The organism is Micromonospora sp. NPDC049257, assembly GCF_040678915.1.
Classification (GTDB): domain Bacteria; phylum Actinomycetota; class Actinomycetes; order Mycobacteriales; family Micromonosporaceae; genus Micromonospora; species Micromonospora antibiotica.
The window spans coordinates 55,241-79,906 of sequence record NZ_JBFAQU010000006.1; the positions used below are offsets into that span (position 1 = coordinate 55,241).

Below are 24,666 nucleotides of genomic sequence, written 5' to 3' on the forward strand. Positions count from 1 at the left end.
GGGCGGAGGTTTCGTCCGGTGCCGACCGCCCCGTGTGCTGTCCCGAGGCGGCCCGCCGTGCGCCGCGAGAAGGCGAGCGTAAGGTGGATGGTCGCGCAGCCATCGTTCGACAGGAGCCTTCATGACCAGCACCCTCCCGGCGTCATCCAGCGACGCCCGGCCGGCCACCCTCGCCGAGGGCGACTACAAGGTGGCGGATCTGTCGCTCGCCGAGTTCGGGCGCAAGGAGATCCGCCTCGCCGAGCACGAGATGCCCGGCCTGATGGCGATCCGCCGTGAATTCGCCGACGCCCAGCCGCTCGCCGGCGCCCGGATCACCGGTTCGCTGCACATGACCATCCAGACCGCCGTCCTGATCGAGACGCTGGTCGCCCTCGGCGCGCAGGTCCGGTGGGCGTCCTGCAACATCTTCTCCACCCAGGACCACGCCGCCGCGGCGATCGTGGTGGGCCCCGAGGGCACCCCGGAGGCGCCGGGTGGCGTCCCGGTCTACGCCTGGAAGGGCGAGAGCCTGGAGGAGTACTGGTGGTGCACCGAGCAGGTGCTCGCCTGGCCGGACGGGCAGGGCCCGAACATGATCCTCGACGACGGCGGTGACGCCACCCTGCTGGTCCACAAGGGCGTCGAGTTCGAGAAGGCCGGGGTCGTCCCGCCGGTCGAGTCCGCCGACTCCGAGGAGTACGCGGTCATCCTCCAGGTGCTGCACCGCAGCCTCGGGGAGGACAACCAGCGCTGGACCCGGATCGCCGCCGGCATCAAGGGCGTCACCGAGGAGACCACCACCGGCGTGCACCGGCTCTACGAGATGCACCGGGCCGGCACCCTGCTCTTCCCGGCGATCAACGTCAACGACTCGGTGACCAAGAGCAAGTTCGACAACAAGTACGGCTGCCGGCACTCCCTGATCGACGGCATCAACCGGGCCACCGACGTGCTGATCGGCGGCAAGATGGCCGTCGTGCTCGGCTACGGCGACGTGGGCAAGGGCTGCGCCGAGTCGCTGCGCGGCCAGGGCGCCCGGGTCGTGGTGACCGAGGTCGACCCGATCTGCGCCCTCCAGGCGGCGATGGACGGCTACCAGGTCGCCACCCTGGAGGACGTGGTCGAGCAGGCCGACATCTTCATCACCGCGACCGGCTGCTTCGACGTCATCACCAACGAGCACATGGCCCGGATGAAGCACCAGGCCATCGTCGGCAACATCGGCCACTTCGACAACGAGATCGACATGGCCGGCCTGATGAAGCGCTCCGACGTCACCCGGGAGAACATCAAGCCGCAGGTCGACGTGTGGCGCTTCGACGACGGCCACGCCATCATCGTGCTCTCCGAGGGCCGCCTGCTGAACCTGGGCAACGCCACCGGTCACCCGAGCTTCGTGATGTCGAACTCGTTCGCCAACCAGACGATCGCCCAGATCGAGCTGTTCACCAAGACCGACGAGTACCCGATCGGCGTCTACGTGCTCCCCAAGCACCTGGACGAGAAGGTCGCCCGGCTGCACCTGGGCGCGCTCGGTGCCCGGCTGACCGAGCTGACGAAGGAGCAGGCCGCCTACCTCGGCGTCTCTCCGGAGGGCCCGTTCAAGCCCGAGCACTACCGCTACTGAGCACACCCGCGCAGGGCCGGCCGCCGAGCGGCCGGCCCTGCGCGCGTCCGGGGGTCTCGCGGCGCGGTGGGGCGGTCCGGCGGGGTCGTGGCCGGTGGATGCCGCTACCGTCGCCCGGCAGAGCGGATCTTGTCGCGGCGGGCCGGGCGGACCCAGGTCCACACGCACCAGGCGAGCCAGGCGAGGGACACGACCAGGGCCAGCGGGCGCAGTCGGAGTGCGTTGAGGACGATCACCAGCGCGAGCACGCCCAGCCACGGGCCGAAGCCCCTCACCGGTGCCGTCCCGGCTGGCGGTGGCGAAGCGCGCCGGGGGCGGAACTCACCGGTGGCGGGGCGTACGCGGGGCGGAGGGTGGGGGTGCGGGGCGTGTCGGGCACGGGCCGTCCTGTCCTGGGGTACGTCGGATTTTGCCACGTCGGGCGGCTGGCTGGCACCCCCCGGCCAGCGGGTCCGCCCGACCATCCCGGCCAGGGTGAACCCTGTCATGAACGACTTGACGGGACCCCGGATCAGGAGGAAGGTATGGCTGCCCTAAGTAAACTGAGGCATGCCTGACCACGACACGGAGTACCGATGTTCGCCACGTACCTGATCGGCCTGCGGGAGGGCCTGGAGGCGACGCTGGTCGTCAGCATCCTGGTCGCCTTCCTGGTCAAGTCGCAGCGCCGCGACCGGCTGCCCCAGGTGTGGGCCGGTGTCGGGCTCGCCGTGGCCCTGTCGGTGCTGTTCGGCTGGCTCATCGAGTACACCTCGACCTCACTGCTGGCCCGCTCCGAGGACCGGGAACTGTTCGAGGCGGTCACCTCGGTCACCGCCGTCGTCTTCGTGACCTGGATGATCTTCTGGATGCGTCGGGCCGCCCGGACGATCGCCGGTGAGCTGCGCGGCAGACTGAGCGAGGCGTTGGCCGTCGGCTCGTTCGCGGTGGCCGGGATGGCGTTCCTCGCGGTGGTCCGGGAGGGCCTGGAGACCGCCCTGATCTTCTACTCGGCGGCGCAGAGCGCGACCGGCGGCACCGGCTCCGGACCGCTGCTGGCGCTGATCGGCGGCATCGCCACCGCCGTCGGGATCGGCGTCCTGCTCTACCGCAGCGCCCTGCGGATCAACCTGTCGACGTTCTTCACCTGGACCGGCGCGCTGCTGATCCTGGTCGCCGCCGGCATCCTCAAGTACGGCGTGCACGACTTCCAGGAGGCCGGGGTGCTCCCCGGCCTCAACGACCTGGCCTTCGACATCACCGGCGTGCTCGACCCCAACACCTGGTACGCCGCCCTGCTCGCCGGCATGTTCAACATCACCGCCGCGCCGAGCGTGCTGGAGATGGTCGCCTGGGTCGCCTACGCCGTACCGGTGCTGGTGTTGTTCCTGCGGCGGCCGGCGGCCCCCGCGAAGCCCGCACCGGCCGGCGACCCGGCCCCCACCGGCGACGGTAACCCCACCACCCAGCCGGCCGTGTCGCGGCGAGCCTGAACCTTCCCGAGGAGACAAGCAAACGATGCGTACCACCCGTTTCCTGGCGCTCGCCGCCGTCGGCGCGCTTGCCGTCACCGGTGTCACCGCCTGCGGCGGCAAGGACGAGCAGCAGGATGGCACGGCCGCCAACACGGTCAAGGTCAAGGCCACCGACAGCGTGTGCGAGGTCGACGTCACCGAGTTGGACGCCGGTCAGGCGACCTTCACCGTGACCAACTCCGGCAGCAAGGTCAACGAGTTCTACGTCTACGCCGCCGGTGACCGGGTGATGGGCGAGGTGGAGAACATCGCCCCGGGGCTGAGCCGCGAGTTGCGGGTGGAACTGCCCGCCGGCACGTACGAGACGGCCTGCAAGCCGGGGATGAGCGGCCGGGGCATCCGGGGCGCGCTGAAGGTCAGCGGCACCGCCGCGACCGTGGCCCCGGACGCCGCGCTGACCCAGGCCACCGCCAGCTACCAGCGGTACGTGACCAGCCAGACCGCCGCCCTGCTCACCAAGACCGAGGAGTTCGTCGGCGCGGTCAAGGCCGGCGACGTGCCGAAGGCCAAGGCGCTGTACCCGGTGGCCCGCACCTACTGGGAGCGGATCGAGCCGGTCGCGGAGAGCTTCGGCGACCTCGACCCCAAGATCGACGGTCGGGAGGAGGTCATCGAGGAGGGCATGGAGTTCACCGGCTTCCACCGGATCGAGAAGGACCTCTGGACCACCGGCGACATCAGTAAGGACGGCCCGATCGCCGACCGGCTGCTGGTCGACGTCAAGGAGATCGTGGCCCGGGCCAACGCCGAGAAGCTCACCCCGCTCCAGCTCGCCAACGGGGCCAAGGCCCTGCTCGACGAGGTGGCCAGCGGCAAGATCACCGGCGAGGAGGAGCGGTACTCGCACACCGACCTCTGGGACTTCAACGCCAACCTGGAGGGCTCCAAGGCCGCCGTCGCCGCGCTGCGACCCGCGCTGGAGCAGCGCGCCCCCGAGCTGGTCGCCCAGCTCGACAAGGAGTTCGCCAACGTGGAGGCGGCGCTCGGCAAGCACCGCGACGGCGACGGCTGGAAGCTGCACACCCAGCTGAGCAAGACCGACCTCAAGGAGTTGTCGGACAGCATCAACGCCCTCGCCGAGCCGGTCAGCAAGGTCGCCGCCGCCGTCGCCCGGTGACGACGGGTCAGCACGGCCGTCGTACGGCCGGTCCCTCCCAGGAGAGTCGATGAGCGAGCAGAGCAGCACCACCGGCCGGGGTCGCCGCCGGCTGACCCGACGGCGGGCGATCACCCTGGCCGGGGTCGGGGTCGCCGGGGTGGCCGGGGTGGCCGCCGGAGCGGGCGCGTTGACCCGCGACGGCGACCGGGCCGCCGCCTACGACGGGGCCGCCGGGGCGGTGCCGTTCCACGGTGAACACCAGGCCGGGATCACCACCCCGGCCCAGGACCGGCTGCACTTCGTCGCCTTCGACGTGATCACCAAGGACCGGGACCGGCTGGTCGCGATGCTCCAGGAGTGGACGGCCGCCGCCGCTCGGATGACCGGCGGAAAGGACGCCGGGGTGATCGGTGCCGTCGGCGGTGTCCCGGAGGCCCCGCCGGACGACACCGGCGAGGCGCTGGGCCTGCCCCCGTCGCAGCTCACCCTGACCGTCGGTTTCGGCGCGACCCTGTTCCGCGACGCGCAGGGCCGGGACCGGTTCGGCCTCGCCGGCCGCCGCCCCGCCGCGCTGGCCGACCTGCCGCACTTCGCCGGGGACGCGTTGCGCCCGGAGATCTCCGGCGGCGACCTGTGCGTGCAGGCGTGCGCCAACGACCCGCAGGTGGCGGTGCACGCCATCCGTAACCTGGCCCGGATCGGGATGGGTGTGGTCAGCGTCCGCTGGTCGCAGCTCGGCTTCGGGCGTACCTCGTCGACGTCGCGGGACCAGGCGACCCCGCGTAACCTCTTCGGCTTCAAGGACGGCACCGCCAACCTCAAGGCCGAGGACGCCGGGCTGCTGCGTGAGCAGCTCTGGGCCCAGCCGGAGGACGGCGCGGACTGGATGACCGGCGGGTCCTACCTGGTCACCCGCAAGATCCGGATGCAGATCGAGACCTGGGACCGCAGTTCGCTGACCGAGCAGGAGCAGATCGTCGGCCGGACCAAGGGCAGCGGTGCGCCGCTGGGCCGCCGCGACGAGTTCGACGAGCCGGACTTCGCCGCGAAGGGCGACGACGGCCAGCCGGTGATCGCCGTCGACTCGCACGTGCGCCTCGCCCACCCCACCCTGAACAACGGTGCCCGGCTGCTGCGCCGGGGCTACAACTACGTCGACGGCTCGGACGGGCTGGGCCGGCTCGACGCCGGGCTGTTCTTCATGGCCTACCAGCGGGACCCGCGCCGGCAGTTCGTGCCGATCCAGACCCAGCTGGCCCGCAACGACGCGATGAACGAATACCTGCGGCACGTCTCCAGCGGCCTGTTCGCCTGCCCGCCCGGGGTCCGGGACGCCGCCGACTGGTGGGGTCGCGCCCTGTTCAGCTGAGCGGCGACCCGGAATCCTCCGGCGACGCCGACCGCAGTGCCGGCACAGCCGGGCGCACCCCGGCCGGGGCCGGGGCGGCGGCAGGGCCCGGGGCCGGCGGTTCGACGGCGGCGGGGGTGGCCGGGTGCAGGTCGGGCCAGAGGGTGGCGGTGAGCGCCCGGTTGCGGCGTAGCCGCAGCGTGCCGCGCCGGTTCCGTTCCGCCAGCACCGCCGCCAGCAGCAACGGCTCCGGTACGCCGGGCGGTGACTTCGGGGCGGTCACCGCCGCCACCTCGCACCACAACTCCCGGGCCAACCTCGACCGGTACGGCTCGACGATCTGCCCGGCCCGGGTCAGGTACTGCCGGACCGCCAGGGCCAGCGCGTCGTCGAGCCTGGTCAGGTCCAGGGTGGCCGCCCAGCCGGCCAGCGGCGGAATGATCCGTGGGGCCGGTCGCCAGCCCTGCGTCGTGCGGGTGTGCACCACCATGGTGCCGGCGACCAGGTCGCCCAGCCGTCGCCCGCGCGGATCGGTCAGCATCACGGTGACGCCGGCCACCCAACTCAGCAGCGGCAGCACCAGCCCCGGCCACTCCACGGCCACCCCCACCAGCGCCCGGGTCAGCGACTGGCGCAGCTCCACCGGGCCGCCGTCGGCGCTGACCACCCGCAGGCCCACCGCGAGCTTGCCGGGCGTCCGGCCGTGGTTGAGGCGTTCCCAGGCGACCGGATAGCCGACCAGCACCAGCACCAGGCCGAGCGTCTCCAACGCCCCGGTGAAGGCCCGGTCCACCACCGGGTCGGGCAGCAGGATCAGCACCACCGGGGTCAGCGTCAGCGCCAGCAGCGCCGCGCAGAGCAGTTGACCGACGACGTCGATCAGGAGCGCCAGGACCCGGGAGCCGAGCCGGGCCGCCCGCACGTCCAGCTCGACGGCCTCGCCGCTGATCAGCCCGGCGTCCGCCCAGCGTCCGCCGGCCGGGGTGTCCGCCGGGCCGACGCGGGTCGGGGTGTCCGCCGGGCCGACGCGGGTCGGCACCGGTGGTTGCGCTCTCACCCGGACAGTGAACACTATGGGCGCGGGACGGGGGAGGACCAGTGGATCTCGACGCGTACGTCGCCGAGCACAGCCACGAGTGGCGGCGGCTGGAGCTGTTCTGCGACCGGCGTCGGCTCGACGTCGACGAGATCGACGAGATGATCGTCCTCTACCAGCGCACCGCCACCCACCTGTCGGCGCTGCGCAGCCGGGCACCCGATCCGGCCCTGGTCAGCCGGTTGTCCCACCTGGTGCTGCGGGCGCGGGCCCGGATCACCGGCCGCCGACGGCCGTCCTGGGGGGCGTTGGGGCGGTTCCTGGTCGTCGGGTTCCCCGGTGCGGTCTACCGGGCCTGGCCGTGGTGGTGTGCGGTGGCCACCGGGTTCAGCCTGCTCAGCGGCTTCCTCATCTGGTACGTCGCGGGCAACCCGGGCACCGCCGCCGCGTTCATCGGCCCCGACGCCGCCGCCGACCTGGTCGACTCCGGCTTCGCCGGCTACTACACCGAGTTCTCCGCGCCCACGTTCGCCTTCCACCTGTGGACCCACAACGCCTGGATCGCCGCCCAGTGTCTCGCCTCGGGGGTGCTCGTCGTCCCGGTGTTCTACCTGCTGTGGCAGAACGCGCTGAACGTCGGGGTGGTGGGCGGGGTGATGGTCTCCTATGGCCGGGCCGACGTGTTCTTCGGCCTGATCACCCCGCACGGGCTGTTGGAGCTGACCGGGGTCTTCGTCGCGGCCGGGGTGGGGCTGCGGACCGCCTGGGCATGGATCTCGCCACCGGAGCACCTGGGCCGGGGGCGGGCGGTGGCCGAGGCTGGCCGCTCGGCGATCCTGGTCGCGGTGGGTCTGGTCGGGCTCTTCGCGGTCTCCGCACTGTTGGAGGCGTTCGTCACCCCGTCGCCGGTGCCGGTGGCGCTTCGGGTCGGCGTCGGTGCGACGGTGTGGCTGGGCTTCCTGGCGTACGTGGTGCTGCTCGGTCGCCGGGCGGTCGCCGTCGAGCGCGTACCGGCCGAGCGTGCCGACCCGTGGCTGGCCGAACTGTGGCCCTCCACGGACCCGGCCCGCGCCTGGCACCCCACCCACCGCCCGCACCGACCCGTGCCGTGAACGGACCGGACCCGGGTCAGAGCTGGCCGAGGGCCTTGAGGCGCAGGTAGGTGTCGGCCAGGGCGGGGGCGAGGCGGTCCGCCGGGGCGTCCACCACGGTCACCCCGTACCGGCCGAGGGCGGCGCGGACCCGGTCCCGCTCGGCGAGCGCCCGCCAGCCGGCCGCGGCGGCGTAGGCGTCCCCGGTGCGGACCGGCGGGGTGGTGGTCAACGCGGTGAGCACCGGGTCGTGCGCGGCCGCCACGATCACCCGGTGCCGGGCGGCCAGCCGGGGCAGCACCGGCAGCAGCCCCTCGGCGAGCGCGCCCGCCTCCAGGGCGGTGAGGAGCACCACCAGGCTGCGCCGCCGGTGCCGGCGCAGGATCTCCGCGACGATCAGGTCGAAGTCGGTTTCCACCAGCGCCGGGTGCAGGGGCGCGAGCGCGTTCACCAACCGGTGGAGCAGGGCCGGCTGGCTGCCACCGGTGACCGTGGTCCGGATCTGCGCGTCGGCGGCGAGCAGGTCGACCCGGTCGCCGGCCCGGGAGGCCAACGCGGTCAGCAGCAGCGCGGCGTCGATGGCGGTGTCCAGCCGGGGCTCGTCCCTGACGCGTACCGCCGAGGTACGGCCGGTGTCCAGCACACACACCAGCCGTCTGTCGCGCTCCGGACGCCAGGTGCGGACCAGCACGTCCGCGCGGCGGGCGCTGGCCCGCCAGTCGATCGACCGGACGTCGTCGCCGACCACGTACTCGCGCAGGGTGTCGAACTCGGTGCCCTGGCCCCGCCCCCGGGCGACCTGGGTGCCGTCGATGACCCGCAGCCGGGACAGCTTCTCCGGCAGGTGCCGACGGGAGTCGAACCGGGGCAGCACCCGCAGCGTCCAGCCGGGGGTGGCCGGCCGGCCCGCCCGCTGCCGCGACGCCAACCCGAGCGGCCCGAGCGAGCGCACCGTCACCGTCACCGCCGGCCGGTCGCCGCGCCGGGTGGGGGTGAGCCGGTTGGGCAGCACCAGCACCCCGCCCGGTCCGACCCGGGACACCCGGTCCGGCGGTACGTCCGGACGGGCCCCCGCCGACGGCACCCACCCGTCGCGCACCTGGGCACGCAGCGTACGGCCGGAGGTGTTGGTCAGGCGCAGGGTGACCGTCGCGGACCGGCCCAGCCGGACGGCCCGGTCACCCTCACGGTCGACGGTGATCGTGTGCAGCGGGGCGGCGAGCGCCCAGTCCACGGCGGTCAGCAGCAGCACCGCGCCGGTCATCACGGCCACCCCGCGCACCGGGTCCGGCCAGAACGCCAGGGTGGGCACCCCCACCAGCAGCAGCACGGCCGCCCGCCAGGTCATCGCGGGGTCGGCACGGTGGCCAGCACCGTGTCCAGCACCATGTCGACCCCGACCCCCTCCAACTCCACCTCGGGGCGCAACCGCAGCCGGTGCCGCAACGTCGGGCGGGCGGTGGCCTTCACGTCGTCGGGGGTGACGTGGTCCCGGCCGGCCAGCCAGGCCCACGCCTTCGCGGTGCTGAGCAGGCCGGTGGCGCCCCGGGGCGACGCACCCAGCTCCAGCGCCGGGGCGGTCCGGGTGGCCCGGCACAGGTCCACGATGTAGCCGAGCACCGGCTCGGCCACGTGCACCCGGCCCACCGCCTCCCGGGCGGCGGCCAGGTCGGCGACGCCGGCCACCGGGCGTACGCCGGCCGCGCCGAGGTCACGGGGGTCGAAGCCGGCGTGGTGGGCGCGCAGCACCCCCAGCTCCTCGTCCCGGTTGGGCAGCGGCACGGTCAGCTTGAGCAGGAACCGGTCGAGCTGCGCCTCGGGTAACGGGTAGGTGCCCTCGTACTCGACGGGGTTCTGGGTGGCGGCCACGATGAACGGCTCGGGCAGCGGCCGGCGGGCGCCCTCGACGGACACCTGGCGCTCCTCCATCACCTCCAGCAGCGCCGACTGGGTCTTCGGCGGCGTCCGGTTGATCTCGTCGGCGAGCAGCAGGTTGGTGAAGACCGGCCCCTCCCGGAAGGTGAACGCGGCGGTACGCGGGTCGAAGATCAGCGAACCGGTGACGTCACCGGGCATCAGGTCGGGGGTGAACTGGACCCGCTTGGAGTCCAGCTCGAGGGCGGTGGCGACGGTGCGGATCAGCAACGTCTTGGCCACCCCGGGCACGCCTTCCAGCAGGACGTGGCCCCGGCAGAGCAGGGCGATGACCAGGCCGGTGACCACGGCGTCCTGGCCGACGACCGCCTTGGCCACCTCGGTGCGCAGCCGGTGCAGGGCGGCCCGGGCGTCGTCCGGGCCGGCCGTGGGCTCGGCGGTGGTGGCGGGTCGGGTCACCGGGGGTCTCCTTCGGTCGGACGGCCGGGCGCTGCCGCCACGGTACGGGTCAGCCGGTCCAGCGACCGGGCCAGCTCCAGCAGTTCGGCGTCGGTCCCGGGCGCCGCGCCGAAGAGCAGCTCGTGGATCTGCTCCGGGGTGCCGCCGGCCGGCCCGGCCACCCGGGCCGCCAACTCCGCCGGTGCGAGGGTCGCGGGCAGGTCGAGCCGGCCGCGCAACCGTCCCAGCGTGGCGGTGCGCAGGATCTCGGCGGCCGGGCCCCGGGCGCGGGCCCGTTGGTAGAGCCGGGCCCGGCCGAGGGCGGTCTCGGCGGCGCGGACCTCGACCGGCAGCGGCTCGGTGACCGGTGGGCCGAGCCGGCGGGCCCGCCACAGCACGGTCAGCAGGGCGGCCAGGGCGAGTTGGAGCAGTAGCGCCCAGAACCAGGGCGGGAAGGCGTCCAGCAGCGGGTGGTCGTCGGGTGGTGGCGGACCGGCCGAGTCGGGGGCGTCACCCCGTCCGTCGCCTCCGCCGGTGGCGGGTCCGGGGCCACCCGGGCCCTGCTCGCCGGTGCCGTCGCCGTAACCGGTGGACCCGCCGGGGGCGGGTGACCAGGCGGGCTCGCCGGTGCCGTCGGGACGGCCGACCGTGGGGGCCGGTGCCGGCCCGTCCAGGTCCAACCAGACCACCCGACCGTGGACGCCGAGCAGGCCGGTGCCGAGCGTCTCGTTGCCGTGTTCGGCGATCCGTTCGTTGCGGAACGGGTCGCTGGCACCGATCACCACCACCTCGGCCCGGCCGGGCAGCCGGACCAGGCCGTCGCCGTAGCAGCGGTCGAGGGTGGCTGCGGTACCGGGCGCGGCGGCGTACCGCTGGAGCCGGGCGGCGGCCACCCCGGCCCGGCTCGCCTCGGGTAGTGGACAGGGCCGACCGTCGGTGTCGGGTCCGACGGCCCGGGCGGCCCACCGGCGGTCGGTGGGCACCACCGGCAGGCCGGCGGATTCGAGCACCCGGCGGGACGGGTCGACGAGGACCAGTCGCCGGCCGGCCGGCAGCTCGCCCAGCGTGTCGAGGGTGTCGGGGTGCAGCAGTTCCGCCGCCGGCACGAAGAGGGTGGCCGGGCCACGGTCGAGGCCGAGCAGGGCGGGCAGCAGGTCGGTCTCCCGGTCCACGGTGACGCCCCGGGCGCGCAGCGCGTCGGCGAGGCGGCTGCCACCGTCGTCGTCGGTGGCGACCGGGGAGAGGAAACCGGGTTCGGTCGGGTCGGGCTGGTCCAGCGCGTGGGCACCGACGGTGCCGGCGAGCAGCGCGGCGGCCAACGCCAGCGGCACGATCACCCGGTGCCGGCGGCGCCGCCGTACCGGCCCGGCCGGTGGCGGGCGGACGGGGGCCGGTGGCGGGCTGTCGACCGTCGGTGTGGCGGGGCGGGTCACCGGGGCCCTCCGTCCGGCCGTGGGTGGGTGAGGGCCCGGTCCAGCTCGTCGGCGAGTTCCCGCATCCGCTGGTCGTGTCCGGCGGCGGCGGGGCGTTGGGCGTACCACAGCTCGGCGAAGATCGCTCCGGCGGCGCGCAACGGCGGGTCGACCGGGGGACGGGCGTGGGCTGCCGCGTCGGTCAGTTCGGTGACGGTCATCCCGGGTCGGGGTGCGACCGCACCGACGGCGACCAGCCGGCGGATCATGTCGCGCAGCCGTTCCCGGACGGCTTCGGCGTACCGGCCCTCGGCGGCCAGCCGGTCGGCCAGGGAGCGCCCGGGGCCGGCGGCGGGGGTGTCGTCTCCGGTGCGGGGGCGGGGCAGGGTGACGCCGGGCGGGTCGTCGGCCGACCGCTGCCGTCGCCGCCAGCGGGGCAGCCGCCAGCGGGGCAGCCTGAGCCGGGGCAGCCGCCAGCGGGGCAGTCGGCGGGGCACCCAGGCCGGGAAGTGGTACCAGGCGAGCGCGGTCAGCCCGGCGACCAGCACCAGCAGCAGCGCGGCCAGCGGCAGCGGCAGCACGTCGCCGAGCGCGGCGACGGCCTCCGTCCACCACCGGCTCACCGATCGACCGCCGGCAGGCCGGCCGCGACGGACCCCGCGGGGGTACGGGCGAGCCGGATGTCCAGCCCTTCGGCGCGCATCCGGGTGTCCAGGTGGTTCACCGCGTCGAGACAGGCCAGCGCGGGGTAGGCGACGCTGTTCACCGCCGCCCAGGCGAGCATCGCGGCGACGACCCGCACGTCGGGGTCGGCCAGGTCGACCAGGTGCAGCGACTCGACGCCGAAGAAGAGACCGAGGGCGAGACCGACCCGCAGCACCCACCAGCCGAGGTAGCCGAGCAGCCGGACGGCGGCGGCCCGACCGCGCAGCGCGACGCGGACCGACCGGGGCACCGCTGACGGTCCGGGCACCCGGTCCACCACCACGGCTGCGGCGACCGAGCCGAGCAGTCCCCAGCCGACGAGCCAGGCCGGGCCGAGCAGCGCCGCGACCAGCATCAGCAGGCCGACCGCCGGGGCGAGCAGCAGGGTGACCCCCCAGTGGGCTCCGGCCGGGCGGAGCAGGTCCCCCACGCCGGTGTGGCGGCCGAGCAGGGCCGCGCCGGCCGCCCGCGCGGCCGGGTTGCCGAGCAGCAGGACGATCACCGCCTCACCGGCGGCGCCCACCGCGAGCAGTTGCCACCAGAGCGGAAACGACCCGCTCTCGCTCCACCACACCGGGGGTACGGCGTCGGCGAGCCGGCGCAGCGGGTACAACAGCACCTGTTCACCGGCGGCGAGCAGGACGCCCAGGGGGACCAGCACCCGCCCCTGGGCCCGCAGCAGCAGCACGGCGGAGTCGAGCAGTTCACCGACGGTGAGTGGACGGCGGGGGAGCACGGCGGTCGGGCCGACATCGGGCACGCGTACTCCTGCGGATGGTGGCTGGCGGGGGGCGACCTGCCCGGGGATCATGGTGACACGGTCCGACCGGCCGGGTGGATCCGCCGTGCGGGCCACCGATACGGCCATCGGGGGAGATATCGCGCGTGGGGCGTGCGGTGGCACCTCTCCCGGCAGTACCGTGCCATCCAGACGCGATCCCACCGACTGAACGGGGATGGAAACATAAACCCCATGAGAGCCCGGGTGCTGGTGGTCGACGACGACCCCGCGCTCGCCGAGATGCTCGGCATCGTCCTGCGCAGTGAGGGTTTCCTGCCTTCCTTCGTCGCCGACGGGGAACGGGCGTTGGCTGCGTTCCGGGACAGTCGACCCGACATCGTGCTGCTCGACCTGATGTTGCCCGGGATGAGTGGTATCGACGTGGCGCGGGCGATCCGTGGCGAGTCGGGTGTGCCGATCGTCATGCTGACCGCCAAGAGCGACACCGTCGACGTGGTGCTCGGCCTGGAGTCGGGTGCCGACGACTACGTGGTCAAGCCGTTCAAGCCGAAGGAGCTGGTGGCCCGGATGCGGGCCCGGCTGCGGCGGGGCGAGGACGTCGCCCCGGAGATGCTGACCATCGGCCCGCCCGGTAACCAGATCACCATCGACGTGCCGGCGCACACCGTCAGCCGGGACGGCGACGAGGTGAAGCTGACGCCGCTGGAGTTCGACCTGCTGGTCGCGCTGGCCCGCAAGCCGCGTCAGGTCTTCACCCGGGAGGTCCTGCTGGAGCAGGTCTGGGGTTACCGGCACGCGGCGGACACCCGGCTGGTCAACGTGCACGTGCAGCGGTTGCGCGCCAAGATCGAGCCGGACCCGGAGCGGCCGGAAATCATCCTGACCGTGCGGGGCGTGGGATACAAGGCGGGTACCGGATAGCCTGGTCTACACCGTGACCAGTGCCCCCGACCCCACCCCCGAGCACACCGCCGGCTGGCGTCCCGCCGCGCGGGCGGTGTGGCGTGCCCTGCTGGGCCGTTGCCTGCGGGTGACCGCCGGCCTGCGGCAGACCTGGCGGCGGTCGTTGCAGGTCCGGGTGGTGACCATCACGCTGGTGGTGTCCAGCCTGCTGGTCGGCGGCTTCGCCTACCTGATCGCCGACAAGATCACCAGCATCCTGCTCGAGAACGCCGAGACCGACGTGCTGCTGCGGCTGCGCAACGGCAGTGACTACTCGGCCAAGCAGTTCAACCTCTACAGCCAGCCCCAGGAGGCGCAGCTCCAGGACACCGTCGAGGGCACGGTCAACTATCTGGCCGGGGGCGACCCGCAGCAGACCAGCGGGGTGGTGGTGGCGATCACCGCGGACAACTACGCCGGCATCATCGAGACCCGCACCTCCCCGGCGATGGACGTCCGGCCGCTGGTCAGCCGGGAGCTACGGGCCGCCGTCGCCGACGGTAAGGTGGCCCACCAGATCCGCACCGGCCAGCTCACCGGGGAGCGGACGAAATACCTGGTCTACGGCTCCCCGGTGCCCACCCGCTTCGGCCAGCTGGAGCTCTACTACCTCGTCCCGCTCAACCGGCAGGACGCCACCGCCGCCGACGCCCGGGCCACCGTCCTGGCCACCGGGGTGGCCCTGGTGCTGCTGCTCGGCCTGCTCGCCGCCCTGGTCACCCGGTTGGTGGTGACCCCGGTCCGGGTCGCCGCGCGCACCGCCCAGCGGCTCTCCGCGGGCCTGCTCGACCAGCGGATGGTGGTCAACGGCGAGGACGACCTCGCCCTGCTCGCCGCCTCGTTCAACCAGATGGCCACCAACCTGCAACGGCAGATCCTCCGCCTGGAGGAGATGTCCCGCCTCCAGCGCCGGTTCACCTCCGACGTCTCGCACGAGCTGCGGACCCCGCTGACCACCGTCCGGATGGCCGCCGACCTGATCTTCGCCGAGCGCGACGAGTTCGACCCGGCGGTGGCCCGCAGCGCCGAGCTGCTCCAGGCGGAGCTGGACCGGTTCGAGGAGTTGCTCACCGACCTGCTGGAGATCAGCCGCTTCGACGCCGGCTTCGCCATGCTCGACTCCGAGCCGACCGACCTGGTGCCGGTGGTGCACCGGGTCGCCGACCGCCTCGCCGGGCTGGCCGAACGGGTCGGCGTCACCATCGAGCTGGCGGTGCCGGCCAGCCCGGTGATCGCCGAGGTGGACCCGCGTCGGGTCGAGCGGGTGCTGCGCAACCTGGTCGGCAACGCCGTGGAGCACGGCGAGGCCAAACCGGTGGTGATCACCCTGGGCGTCGACCAGACCGCCGTCGCGGTCACCGTCCGCGACCACGGCGTCGGGCTCAAGCCGGGCGAGGAGAAGCTGGTCTTCAACCGGTTCTGGCGGGCCGACCCGTCCCGGGCCCGGCAGACCGGCGGGACCGGGCTGGGGTTGTCGATCAGCCTGGAGGACGCCCGGCTGCACGGCGGCTGGCTGGAGGCGTGGGGGGCGCCGGGGCAGGGCGCCCAGTTCCGACTCACCCTGCCGGTCCGCTCCGGCGACCGGCTCACCACCTCACCGCTGCGGCTGGTGCCGGCGGACGCCACCCTGCCCTTCGGTGGCCCGCGAGACGGCGACCTGTTGGCGATCGGGCCCGCCGACGGTGGTGTCCTGGCCATCGGCCCCGGTCCGGCCGCCGTGCCCGACGAGCGGGCGGAGGTCCGGTCGTGAGTCGTCGCACGGGCCCGGGCCCGGCCGTGGGGCGCCGGGCGCTGGCCGGGCTGCTCTGCGTCGTACTGCTGGCGCTCGCCACCGGCTGCGGCATCCCCGACCGCACCGACGTGCAGGTGGACGGGTCCGGGCCGGCCGTCTCGGCGGGCGCGTCCAGCTCCGGCCGGGGCGAACCCCCCACCCGCACGTCCAGCGGCGCCGACCGGGAGACCTTCGTCCGCAACTTCCTGGCCGCCGCGGCCGGTGAGCCCGAGCGGGCGTACGCCCGGGTCAAGCAGTTCATCGCCCGCGAGGACCGCAACCGGCTCGCGGAGAAACAGGGCAGTGAGGTCGCGATCAACGTGGTCCGGCTGACCGAGAAGCCGGTGATCACCGAGAACGTCAACGGTCTGCTCACCGTTCGGGTGCCGGTGCAGCAGGTGGGGCTGCTGCGGGCCAACGGGGTGCTCGGCCCGCCGGTGGTGACGGACACCGAATACCAGTTCTCGCTGCGCGGCTCCGCCGAGCCGGGCCAGGAGAGCACGCAGGACGGCGGCTACTACGTCACCGATCCGCCGAGCGTGCTGCTGCTGGACACGTTGAGCCTGCGGCTGTACTACCAGATCCGTACGGTCTACTTCTGGAACTCCGACGCCACCCGGCTGGTCGCCGACCAGCGTTACCTGCCCCTCGCCGTGCCCAACGAGCGGCTGGTCAGCGAGGCGGTCAAGTGGCTGATCGCCGGCCCGTCGGACTGGCTCCGCCAGGGGGCGAGCGGCCTGCCGGACCGGACCGCCCTGATCAACAACGCGGTCAAGACCGACGGCCGGTGGGAGGTCAACCTCGACCTGCCCGGGGACGACCGTCGCAAACTGGAGAAACTCGGCATCCAGCTGTCCTGGTCGCTGTCCGACCTGGACGGCCCGCTCCAGCTCACCACCCGCAACCAGTCCCGGGTGACCATCGACGACCTGGCCGCCCACCGGCTCGCCAACCCGGTCTATCCGCTCACCGAGGCGCCGCAGCGGTTCACCGTCTATGACGGGGCGATCCATCCGCTCGTCTTCGAGGCCGAGCCCATCGGCCCCGTGCCGATCCGCGTGGAGGACAACCACACCATCGTCTCGGCGGCCCTGCGGCGGGCCGTCGAGGACAAGACCCTCGCCGCCCTGGTGACCACCGCCCCGGGCGGCCGGCACCGGCTGGTCGCCGGTTCCGGTGCCGCGCCGGTGCAGGTGATGACCCCGGGGACGCAGACCTTCACCGCGCTCGGCCGGCCGGTCTGGTTGCGCCCGCTCGGCGGGGCCCAGCCGTACGGGCTGGTGGTGGCCGACGGGCGGCTCTACCGGTTCGACGACCGGGCCCGGATGGTCCAGGTGCCGGTGGGCGCGACGGGTCAGGTCAGCGCGGTGGCCGCCGCCCTGGACGGGCACCGGATCGCACTGATCGTCGGTGGGCGGCTCTACCTCAGCACGGCGAGTCTCGACGGCGGAGTGGTCTCCCTCGGCCCGGTACGACAGGTCGCCACCACACTCACCGACCTGTCGGCGGTGGACTGGGCGCAGGAGAACACCCTGGCCGTGGCCGGCTCCACCAACCGTTCGGCGGTCTACGAGGTGGGCGTGGACGGGGTGTTGCAGGCCGGGCTGGTCACCGACGTCGGTGCCCGGGTGACCCACCTCGCGGTGTACCCGGGCAACCCGACCTACGTGCTGCCCACCCTCATGATGATGTACGAGGCCAACGGGGTCGCCTACCGCTACCGTTCACCGTCGGCGGAGACGATCCGGGGCGAGCAGGTGCTGGACGTGCCGTCCCCGCCCGCCGGCGGCCGGGCGGGCAGTCCGACCGCGCCGTTCTTCCTGTTCTGAGCCTCTCGTGCGGGACATCGGCGGACTCTGGGCGGACCTGACCGATCTGGTCTTCCCGACCGGTTGTGCCGGCTGCGGTCGGCGGGACGAGACCCTGCGGCAGGGCTGCTGCCCGCGCTGCGTACGCCAGCTCGCCGCGCTGCGGCCGGTGCCGGCCCGTCCCACCCCGCCTCCGCCGGACCTGCCGCCCTGCCACGCCCTCGGCCCGTACGCGGGCCCGCTGCGGGAGGTGCTGCTGTCGTACAAGGAGCGGGGTCGGCACGGGTTGGCCCGGCCGTTGGGCGGGTTGCTGGCGGAGGTGGTGGTGGCGGCGGTGGGTCCGGCCCGGCCGGTGCTGCTGGTGCCGGTGCCGGACCGGGCGGCGGCGGCCCGGGCCCGCTACGGCGACCACCTGACCCGGTTGGCCCGGCACGCGGCGGTCCGGTTGCGGGGGGCCGGCTGGGACGTGCGGACGGCGGTGCCGGTGCGGGCCCTGCCCCGGCCGGATTCGGTGGAGCTGGACCAGGCGGGGCGGGCCGAGGCGGCGGCGTCGGCGTTCCGGCTGCGGCCGGGGTGGGCCGGGCGTGGTGCGGGTGGCCGGACGGTGGTGGTGCTGGACGACATCCTCACCACGGGGGCCACCCTGGCGGCGCTGAGTCGGACCTTGCGTGCGGCGGGAATGACGCCATATGGCGCGGCCGTGTTGGGTGCAACGCAAAAGCGGCGGCATTGGTGACGCAACGTGTTTCCGTTTCACCCCATGGTGTTGGTTGCTGTTAATTCTCTGAGGGTTTCCCACAACCGGGGGTGACTGTCGGCCGAACAGGAGTTAGCGTTTTCGTGTCGGGGTAGGAAGGGTTCCCCACCCGTCCCCGACGGTGGAAGGAGGCGTAGCCGTACCTGACCGGTCGACGCTCCCAGGGGCCCTCCCGAGGTTGCTCGACCGGATTCGAAGATCAGCCGACCATCCGGAAAAGGGAGGTCACGTGGACATCGTGGTCAAGGGTCGAAACGTCGAAGTGCCGGACCATTACCGGGTACACGTAGCCGAGAAACTCGCGAAAATCGAACGCTACGATCACAAGCTCATCCGGGTCGATGTGGAGCTGTTCCACGAACGCAATCCCCGGCAGTCCGACACCTGCCAGCGAGTGGAGATCACCTGTGTCTCCCGTGGGCCGGTGATCAGGGCAGAGGCCTGCACGAACGACTTCTACAGCGCGCTGGACGCGGCCATCGCCAAGCTGGACACCCGACTGCGCCGGGCGGCCGACCGCCGCCGCGTACACCGGGGCCGGCATGCGCCGATCTCCGTCGCCGCCGCCACCGCCGGTCTGCCGGTGGCCGGCCTGGACGACGTCGCCGCCCCCGCCGGCGGCACCGCCACCGCGACCGCCGTCGAGGAGCGCCCGGAGGAGCACGACGACCAGCCCTGGCACATCGCCCGGGCCAAGGTGCACCCCGCCGACCCGATGACGGTCGACGACGCCCTGTTCCAGATGGAGCTCGTCGGCCATGACTTCTACCTGTTCCACGACAAGGAGTCCGGCCGCCCCAGCGTCGTCTACCGCCGCCACGCCTACGACTACGGCATCATCTCCCTAGACACCTAACCCACCCCCCACCCCCCGGCCGCCCCCGCCCCCGCCCCCGCTCGCGGTGATCAAGAGGTTTGCGTCAGCTACGAAGATCGAATTGACGTAAACCTCTTGATCACCCGGGAGGTGGGGGTGGGGTCGGTGGGGAGGGAGGGGGGTCGGTGGGGAGGTGGGACCAGAGGAGGGTGTCGGGGCGGGGGGTTTCGGGGGTCGGGGCGGGGAGGCGGGCACGCATGAGGCCCTCCCGGTGGAAGCCGGCCCGGGTCAGGACGCGCTGGGAGGCGGTGTTCCACGGAGCGGTGCCGGCCCAGAGGCGGGCCAGACCCACCGGGCCGAACGCCCAGTCGGCCACCAGCCGGACCGCACGGGTGGCCAGGCCCCGGCCGCGCGCCTCGGGCAGCAGGCTGTAGCCGATCATCGCCTGGCCGGTGGCCGGCTCGTCGTGGATCAGAGCGCAACCGCCGACCATCGTGCCGGTCACCGCGTCGCACAGCGCGAAGTCGGCCGCCCGGCCGGTCAGCCAGTCGCTCTCGGCGACGGCGCAGCGCCGGTCGATGTCCGCCCGGGTCGGTGGGACCGGACGGACCCGGGTCGCCACCACCTCGGGGCGGGTGTGCAACCGGTGCAGCACCTCGGCGTCGGCAGGGGCGAGCCGGCGCAGGGTCACCACCGCGTCGGTGAGCCGGCCGTCAGGCAGGTCCGGCAGCAGGCGCGGGACCGGGCCGGGCGGGTCGCCGGCGAGGCGTACCCAGGCGAGCAGGTCGTACCGGTCGCCGTCACGGCCCGGGCCGGCAGCCCGGCGTACCCCCTCGGGGTGGAAGCCGGCGGCCAGCGCGACCCGCTGGCTGGCCGGGTTCTCGGCCCTGATCAGCAGCTCCAGCCGGGCCAGGCCGGCCTGGAACGCGGCCGTCGCCAGGGCCCGGGTGGTGGCGGTGGCGATCCCGCGCCGCCGGGCCCGCGGTGCCACCCAGTAGCCCAGCTCAGCCTGCCCCCGGCCCGGCGCCACCTGGCTGAGCCCGGCCCCGCCGACCAGCCGGTCGGTCCCGGCATCGACGATCGCGTACGCCGCGCCGCCGCTGCGCCACGCCGCCGGGGCGCCCTCGGAGATCCACCAGTGCGCGTCGGCGACCGTGTAGGGATGCGGCATCCCCACCGGGTTGAACCGCAGGTTCACCGGATCGTCGCGGCCGGCTGCGAGGTCCTCGGCGTCGTCCGGCCGGAACGGCCGCAGCCGCACCGGTCCGGCCTCGATGACCTCCGGGGTCACGTCAGGTCCTCGCCAGGCTCGATGGTCCGTGGGTTCACGTCAGGCCGCCGTCGTCGTTGGTCTGCGGGGTCACGTCAGGTCCCCGGCTTCGTTGGTCTGCGGGGTCACGTCAGGTCCTCGGCGAGCAGCGCGCCGACCCAGGCGTCGACCCGGTCCCCCCGCTGCGGCACCCCGCCCCGCAGGGTGCCCTCGACGGTGAAGCCGGCCTTCTCGGCGGCCCGCCGGGAGGCGGTGTTGCCGACGTGGGCCTTCCACTCGATCCGGACCAGGTCGAGGCCGGTGATGCCCCAGGCGGCGAGCGCGCCCAGCGCGGCCGGCATCCAGCCCCGGCCCCGGGCGTGCGGCGCGGTCATGAAGCCGACCTCGGCCCGCAGCGGGTCGACGGGGTTCAACCGCAGGTCGACGGTGCCGGCGAAGGCGTCGTCCGGGTCGGCCAGGACGAAACACGCGCTGCTGCCCCGCGCCCAGGCCAGCCCGCCGTAGGTCAGGTAGCCCTCGGCGTCGGTGTGCTGGTAGGGGTGCGGCACGCTGGTCCACCGGACGGTGTCCGGGTCCCGGCAGGTGGCGACGACCCCGTCCAGGTCGCGTTCCTCCATCGGTCGCAACCGCAGCTCGGTGTCCCCGGCGGTGGCGAACAGGACGGGCTGCGGCCGACCGAACACGGCGGCCCGCCGGGCTTCCAGGGTGCCCGGTCCGGCCGGTCCGGGCGCACCGGCGGCGGGCACCTCCCCGGGCAGCAGCGAGCCGATCCAGCCCTCGACCCGGCCGTCCCCGGCGGGTCGGGCGAGCCGCAGCTCACCGGAGACCTGGAAGCCGGCCCGCAACGCGACCAGCCGGGAGAAGTGGTTGCCGACCTCGGCCTGCCAGATCAGCCGACGCAGCGCCAGAGCGTCGAAGGCCCAGCGGGCGACCGCCCGGGTGGCCCGCACGGTGACCCCCCGGCCCCGGGCCCAGGGGGCGGTCCAGTAGCCGATCTCACCGGTCTCGACCTCCCGGTCGATCGCGACCAGGCCGCAGGAGCCGAGCAGCTCGCCGGTGGCGGCGTCGCAGACCGCGAGCGGTGCCCCGCTGCCCTCGGCCCAGGCGCGGGGGCTCAGCTCGGTGACGAAGCCGTGGGCGTGTTCAGGCCGGTACGGACGCGGTACGGTGGTCCAGCGCTGGATGTCCGGGTCCTGGCAAGCCCGGTGCACGTCTTCCGCGTCCGAGGCGAGCCACGGACGCAGCAGCAGGCCGTCCTCGATGATCTCCACAGGCTCCATGCGGGTCATCGTGCCGGATCGTTCGCGGTGGGCGTAACCGGATAACCGCCGGGCGGCGGGTCGAGCCGAGCATTATGTCGGTTTGGTCGGGTCGGACCGCCGCCACCAGTGACCATCGCGCCGACGGAGCGCCTACGATGGTTCGAGACTGTCTAGGGGAGCGTTGATCCGTGTCGATTCTGGAAAGGGTCCTCCGCGCGGGCGAGGGCCGTATGGTGCGCCGGCTGAAGGCCATCGCCGCCGCCGTCAACTCGATCGAGGACGACTACGTCAACCTCACCGACGACGAGCTGAGATCACTGACCGACCAGTACCGGGAGCGGCTCGCCGATGGTGAGACCCTCGACGACCTGTTGCCCGAGGCGTTCGCCACGGTGCGCGAGGCGGCTGCCCGGGTGCTCGGCCAGCGGCCGTACGACGTCCAGGTGATGGGTGGCGCGGCACTGCACTTCGGCAACATCGCCGAGATGAAGACCGGTGAGGGCAAGACGCTGACCTCGGTCATGGCGGTCTACCTCAACGCGCTCTCCGGCAAGGGTGTGCACGTGGTCACCGTCAACGACTACCTGGCCCAGCGCGACGCCGCCTGGATGGGTCAGGTGCACGAGTTCCTCGGCCTGACCGTCGGCGTGGTGCTGCCCAACCGGCCGGCCGCCGAGCACAAGGCCGCCTACGAGTGCGACATCACCTACGGGACCAACAACGAGTTCGGCTTCGACTACCTGCGCGACAACATGGCCTGGTCCCACGATGAGCTGGTCCAGCGCGGGCACAACTTCGCCGTGGTCGACGAGGTCGACTCGATCCTGATCGACGAGGCCCGGACCCCGCTGATCATCTCCGGTCCGGCCGAGCACTCCGCCCGCTGGTACGGCGAGTTCGCCGGTGTGGTGGCCCGCCTCCAGTCCGGCAAGGACGGCGAGGGCGACTACGAGGTCGACTACGCCAAGCGCACCATCGCGGTCACCGAGCGCGGCGTGGCCAAGGTCGAGGACCGGCTCGGCATCGACAACCTCTACGAGTCGGTCAACACTCCGCTGGTCGGCTACCTCAACAACGCGATCAAGGCCAAGGAGCTCTACAAGCGCGACAAGGACTACATCGTCAGCGACGGCGAGGTCCTGATCGTCGACGAGTTCACCGGGCGCATCCTGCACGGCCGCCGCTACAACGAGGGCATGCACCAGGCGATCGAGGCCAAGGAGGGGGTGGAGATCAAGCAGGAGAACCAGACCCTGGCCACCATCACCCTCCAGAACTACTTCCGCCTCTACGAGAAGCTCTCCGGCATGACCGGTACCGCCCAGACCGAGGCGGGCGAGTTCAACAAGGTCTACAAGGTCGGCGTGGTGACCATCCCCACCCACCGGCCGATGGTCCGGATGGACAAGGCCGACGTCATCTACAAGACCGAGAAGGCCAAGTTCAACGCGGTCATCGAGGACATCGCCGAGCGGCACCAGGCCGGCCAGCCGGTGCTGGTCGGCACCGTCTCGGTGGAAAACTCCGAGATCCTCTCCACGCTACTGCGCCGCCGGGGCATCCCGCACTCGGTGCTGAACGCGAAGTTCCACGCCCGCGAGGCCGAGATCGTCGCTCAGGCCGGGCGTAAGGGCGCGGTCACCGTCGCCACCAACATGGCCGGCCGGGGCACCGACATCCTGCTCGGCGGTAACGCCGAGTTCCTCGCCGCCAGCGAGCTGCGCCAGCGCGGCCTCGACCCGGTCGAGCAGGAGGACGAGTACGCCAAGGCGATGGAGGAGGCCCTGCCCACCTGGAAGCAGGCGTGCGAGACCGAGGCCGAGGAGGTGGCCGCCGCCGGTGGCCTCTACGTGCTCGGCACCGAGCGGCACGAGTCCCGCCGGATCGACAACCAGCTGCGCGGTCGGGCCGGCCGGCAGGGTGACCCGGGCGAGTCCCGGTTCTACCTGTCGCTCCAAGACGAGCTGATGAAGCGGTTCCGGGCCGGTGCCGTCGAGGCGGTGATGGAGCGGTTCAACATCCCGGAGGACGTGCCCATCGAGTCGAAGATGGTCACCCGGCAGATCAAGAACGCCCAGGCCCAGATCGAGGGCCAGAACGCCGAGATCCGCAAGAACGTCCTGAAGTACGACGAGGTGCTCAACAAGCAGCGCCAGGTGATCTACGCCGAGCGGCTGCGCGTGCTCAACGGTGAGGACCTCTCCGACCAGGTCCGCAACATGATCGACGACACCATCGGCGCGTACGTGGTGGGGGCCACCAGCGACGGCTACGCCGAGGATTGGGACCTCGACCAGCTCTGGGCGAGCCTCAAGCAGCTCTACCCGGTGGGCGTCACCGTCGACGAGCTGGAGGAGGAGGTCGGTTCCCGCTCCGGCCTGGACCAGGACTTCCTGCTGGCCCGGCTCAAGGAGGACGCGAACGCCGCGTACGACCGGCGTGAGGAGAGCCTCGGCGAGGAGGCCACCCGCCAGCTCGAGCGGATGGTGCTGCTCCAGGTCATCGACCGCAAGTGGCGCGAGCACCTCTACGAGATGGACTACCTCCAGGAGGGCATCAGCCTCCGGGCGTACGCCCAGCGCGACCCGGTCATCGAGTACCAGCGCGAGGGCTTCGACATGTTCGCCACCATGATGGAAGGCATCAAGGAGGAGACGGTCGGCTTCCTCTACAACCTGGAGGTGCAGGTCCAGGAGCCGGAGCCGGAGGCCGAGGAGGTGCAGCTGCTGGACAAGCCGGTCGAGATCCGGGCCAAGGGCCTCAACCGCGCGCCCCAGCAGCAGGGCCTGCAATACTCCGCCCCCACCATCGACGGTGAGGCCGGCGCGGGCGCGGTGGCCGTGGAGCGGCCCGAGCCCGCGCCGTCGGCGCCGGCACTCGGCATCGGCGGTGGGCAGCCGCAGGCTCCGTCGCAGGCCCGACCCGCCGCCGGTACGCCCCGTCGTCCGGCTGCCGCCGGGGCGAGCGGTCAGGCTGCCGCAGCCAGCACCGCCCGGCGTAACACCGGTCCGGTCGACCGGTCGGCCGAGGGTGGTCCGTCCCGCAACGCGCCCTGCCCGTGCGGCTCCGGTCGCAAGTACAAGCGCTGCCACGGTGCGCCCAACGGCGGCGCCTGATCCGAACCGCCAGGACGCCCGCCTGCTCACCAGAGCAGGCGGGCGGTCCTGCCG

20 protein-coding genes are annotated in these 24,666 nt (G+C 73.2%); 11 read left to right on the forward strand and 9 right to left on the reverse strand.

The features are described 5' to 3' along the window. Nucleotides 1-121: 121 nt before the first annotated feature. Entirely contained in the window at nt 122-1,609 is a 1,488-nt protein-coding gene (ahcY, locus tag AB0K25_RS12035; protein WP_219467402.1) for an adenosylhomocysteinase, read from the forward strand. 104 nt (nt 1,610-1,713) lie between these two features. Here the strand turns inward: ahcY and AB0K25_RS12040 are convergent, their stop codons facing one another. Beyond that, nucleotides 1,714-1,884, reverse strand: coding sequence for a hypothetical protein (locus AB0K25_RS12040; protein ID WP_219467404.1), 171 nt, complete (start codon nt 1,882-1,884; stop codon nt 1,714-1,716). A 300-nt stretch (nt 1,885-2,184) separates the two neighbouring features. On the opposite strand from AB0K25_RS12040, the gene efeU reads away from it, so the two are divergent. From efeU to efeB, 3 genes are read left to right on the forward strand one after another with little or no spacing between them, the layout of a single operon-like run. Further along, on the forward strand, nt 2,185-3,081 hold the full coding sequence (efeU, locus tag AB0K25_RS12045) for an iron uptake transporter permease EfeU (RefSeq protein WP_357534848.1): 897 nt from the start codon (nt 2,185-2,187) through the stop codon (nt 3,079-3,081). Between the two features lie 25 nt (nt 3,082-3,106). Next, the gene (gene efeO / locus AB0K25_RS12050; protein ID WP_219467407.1) at nt 3,107-4,240 is read left to right on the forward strand and encodes an iron uptake system protein EfeO; all 1,134 of its coding nucleotides are present in this window, start codon (nt 3,107-3,109) and stop codon (nt 4,238-4,240) included. Between the two features lie 49 nt (nt 4,241-4,289). Then, nucleotides 4,290-5,591 (forward strand): iron uptake transporter deferrochelatase/peroxidase subunit, encoded by a 1,302-nt coding sequence (gene efeB / locus AB0K25_RS12055; RefSeq protein ID WP_219467409.1) that lies wholly within the window; start codon nt 4,290-4,292, stop codon nt 5,589-5,591. Here the strand turns inward: efeB and AB0K25_RS12060 are convergent. After that, nucleotides 5,584-6,627 (reverse strand): RDD family protein, encoded by a 1,044-nt coding sequence (locus AB0K25_RS12060; protein WP_363819975.1) that lies wholly within the window; start codon nt 6,625-6,627, stop codon nt 5,584-5,586. The two genes, efeB and AB0K25_RS12060, sit on opposite strands and share 8 nt — an antisense overlap. 41 nt (nt 6,628-6,668) lie before the next feature. On the opposite strand from AB0K25_RS12060, the gene AB0K25_RS12065 reads away from it, so the two are divergent. Beyond that, nucleotides 6,669-7,718, forward strand: a complete 1,050-nt coding sequence (locus tag AB0K25_RS12065) for a stage II sporulation protein M (RefSeq protein WP_219467411.1) — start codon at nt 6,669-6,671, stop codon at nt 7,716-7,718. 16 nt (nt 7,719-7,734) lie between these two features. Here the strand turns inward: AB0K25_RS12065 and AB0K25_RS12070 are convergent, their stop codons facing one another. From AB0K25_RS12070 to AB0K25_RS12090, 5 genes are read right to left on the reverse strand one after another with little or no spacing between them, the layout of a single operon-like run. Beyond that, nucleotides 7,735-9,045 carry a DUF58 domain-containing protein gene (locus AB0K25_RS12070; protein WP_363819978.1) on the reverse strand — a complete coding sequence of 437 codons (1,311 nt, stop codon included), beginning with the start codon at nt 9,043-9,045 and terminating at the stop codon, nt 7,735-7,737. Further along, nucleotides 9,042-10,031: a MoxR family ATPase gene (locus AB0K25_RS12075; protein ID WP_219467415.1), complete on the reverse strand. Its 990-nt coding sequence runs from the start codon at nt 10,029-10,031 to the stop codon at nt 9,042-9,044. Before AB0K25_RS12075 ends, AB0K25_RS12070 begins: the two co-directional genes overlap by 4 nt. After that, nucleotides 10,028-11,443 (reverse strand): DUF4350 domain-containing protein, encoded by a 1,416-nt coding sequence (locus tag AB0K25_RS12080; RefSeq protein ID WP_255597897.1) that lies wholly within the window; start codon nt 11,441-11,443, stop codon nt 10,028-10,030. Before AB0K25_RS12080 ends, AB0K25_RS12075 begins: the two co-directional genes overlap by 4 nt. Continuing rightward, entirely contained in the window at nt 11,440-12,045 is a 606-nt protein-coding gene (locus tag AB0K25_RS12085; RefSeq protein ID WP_363819982.1) for a DUF4129 domain-containing protein, read from the reverse strand. The genes AB0K25_RS12080 and AB0K25_RS12085 overlap by 4 nt, the downstream gene beginning before the upstream one ends. Next, nucleotides 12,042-12,887, reverse strand: a complete 846-nt coding sequence (locus AB0K25_RS12090; RefSeq protein WP_208570334.1) for a hypothetical protein — start codon at nt 12,885-12,887, stop codon at nt 12,042-12,044. Before AB0K25_RS12090 ends, AB0K25_RS12085 begins: the two co-directional genes overlap by 4 nt. A 213-nt stretch (nt 12,888-13,100) precedes the next feature. Between AB0K25_RS12090 and mtrA the strand changes: the two genes are divergently transcribed. The 5 genes from mtrA (at nt 13,101) to raiA (ending at nt 19,003) form a co-directional block, all read left to right on the forward strand. Then, a complete protein-coding gene (mtrA, locus tag AB0K25_RS12095; RefSeq protein ID WP_208570335.1) occupies nt 13,101-13,790 on the forward strand; it encodes an MtrAB system response regulator MtrA in 690 nt (229 codons plus the stop codon). A 76-nt stretch (nt 13,791-13,866) separates the two neighbouring features. Then, nucleotides 13,867-15,561: an MtrAB system histidine kinase MtrB gene (gene mtrB / locus AB0K25_RS12100; protein WP_307799865.1), complete on the forward strand. Its 1,695-nt coding sequence runs from the start codon at nt 13,867-13,869 to the stop codon at nt 15,559-15,561. Then, complete coding sequence (locus AB0K25_RS12105; protein ID WP_308291023.1) at nt 15,558-17,411, forward strand: LpqB family beta-propeller domain-containing protein; 1,854 nt, start codon at nt 15,558-15,560, stop codon at nt 17,409-17,411. Before mtrB ends, AB0K25_RS12105 begins: the two co-directional genes overlap by 4 nt. A 7-nt stretch (nt 17,412-17,418) precedes the next feature. Further along, nucleotides 17,419-18,126, forward strand: coding sequence for a ComF family protein (locus AB0K25_RS12110; RefSeq protein WP_363819987.1), 708 nt, complete (start codon nt 17,419-17,421; stop codon nt 18,124-18,126). Between the two features lie 250 nt (nt 18,127-18,376). After that, complete coding sequence (raiA, locus tag AB0K25_RS12115) at nt 18,377-19,003, forward strand: ribosome-associated translation inhibitor RaiA (RefSeq protein ID WP_208570338.1); 627 nt, start codon at nt 18,377-18,379, stop codon at nt 19,001-19,003. 100 nt (nt 19,004-19,103) lie between these two features. Here raiA and AB0K25_RS12120 read toward each other — a convergent pair whose 3' ends face one another. Together AB0K25_RS12120 and AB0K25_RS12125 are read right to left on the reverse strand one after the other, a co-directional pair. Then, on the reverse strand, nt 19,104-20,255 hold the full coding sequence (locus tag AB0K25_RS12120) for a GNAT family N-acetyltransferase (protein ID WP_219467422.1): 1,152 nt from the start codon (nt 20,253-20,255) through the stop codon (nt 19,104-19,106). Nucleotides 20,256-20,359: 104 nt separating this feature from the next. Continuing rightward, nucleotides 20,360-21,514, reverse strand: coding sequence for a GNAT family N-acetyltransferase (locus AB0K25_RS12125; RefSeq protein WP_219467461.1), 1,155 nt, complete (start codon nt 21,512-21,514; stop codon nt 20,360-20,362). Between the two features lie 170 nt (nt 21,515-21,684). Between AB0K25_RS12125 and secA the strand changes: the two genes are divergently transcribed. Next, nucleotides 21,685-24,612 carry a preprotein translocase subunit SecA gene (gene secA / locus AB0K25_RS12130; protein WP_219467464.1) on the forward strand — a complete coding sequence of 976 codons (2,928 nt, stop codon included), beginning with the start codon at nt 21,685-21,687 and terminating at the stop codon, nt 24,610-24,612. Nucleotides 24,613-24,666: the final 54 nt, after the last annotated feature.

What these genes read in the sequence shown, in the direction of transcription:
- ahcY (WP_219467402.1), top strand. Translation starts at nt 122, where the DNA reads ATGACCAGCACCCTCCCGGCGTCATCCAGCGACGCCCGGCCGGCCACC.
- efeU (WP_357534848.1), top strand. Translation starts at nt 2,185, where the DNA reads ATGTTCGCCACGTACCTGATCGGCCTGCGGGAGGGCCTGGAGGCGACG.
- efeO (WP_219467407.1), top strand. Translation starts at nt 3,107, where the DNA reads ATGCGTACCACCCGTTTCCTGGCGCTCGCCGCCGTCGGCGCGCTTGCC.
- efeB (WP_219467409.1), top strand. Translation starts at nt 4,290, where the DNA reads ATGAGCGAGCAGAGCAGCACCACCGGCCGGGGTCGCCGCCGGCTGACC.
- AB0K25_RS12070 (WP_363819978.1), bottom strand. Translation starts at nt 9,045, where the DNA reads ATGACCTGGCGGGCGGCCGTGCTGCTGCTGGTGGGGGTGCCCACCCTG.
- mtrA (WP_208570335.1), top strand. Translation starts at nt 13,101, where the DNA reads ATGAGAGCCCGGGTGCTGGTGGTCGACGACGACCCCGCGCTCGCCGAG.
- AB0K25_RS12125 (WP_219467461.1), bottom strand. Translation starts at nt 21,514, where the DNA reads ATGGAGCCTGTGGAGATCATCGAGGACGGCCTGCTGCTGCGTCCGTGG.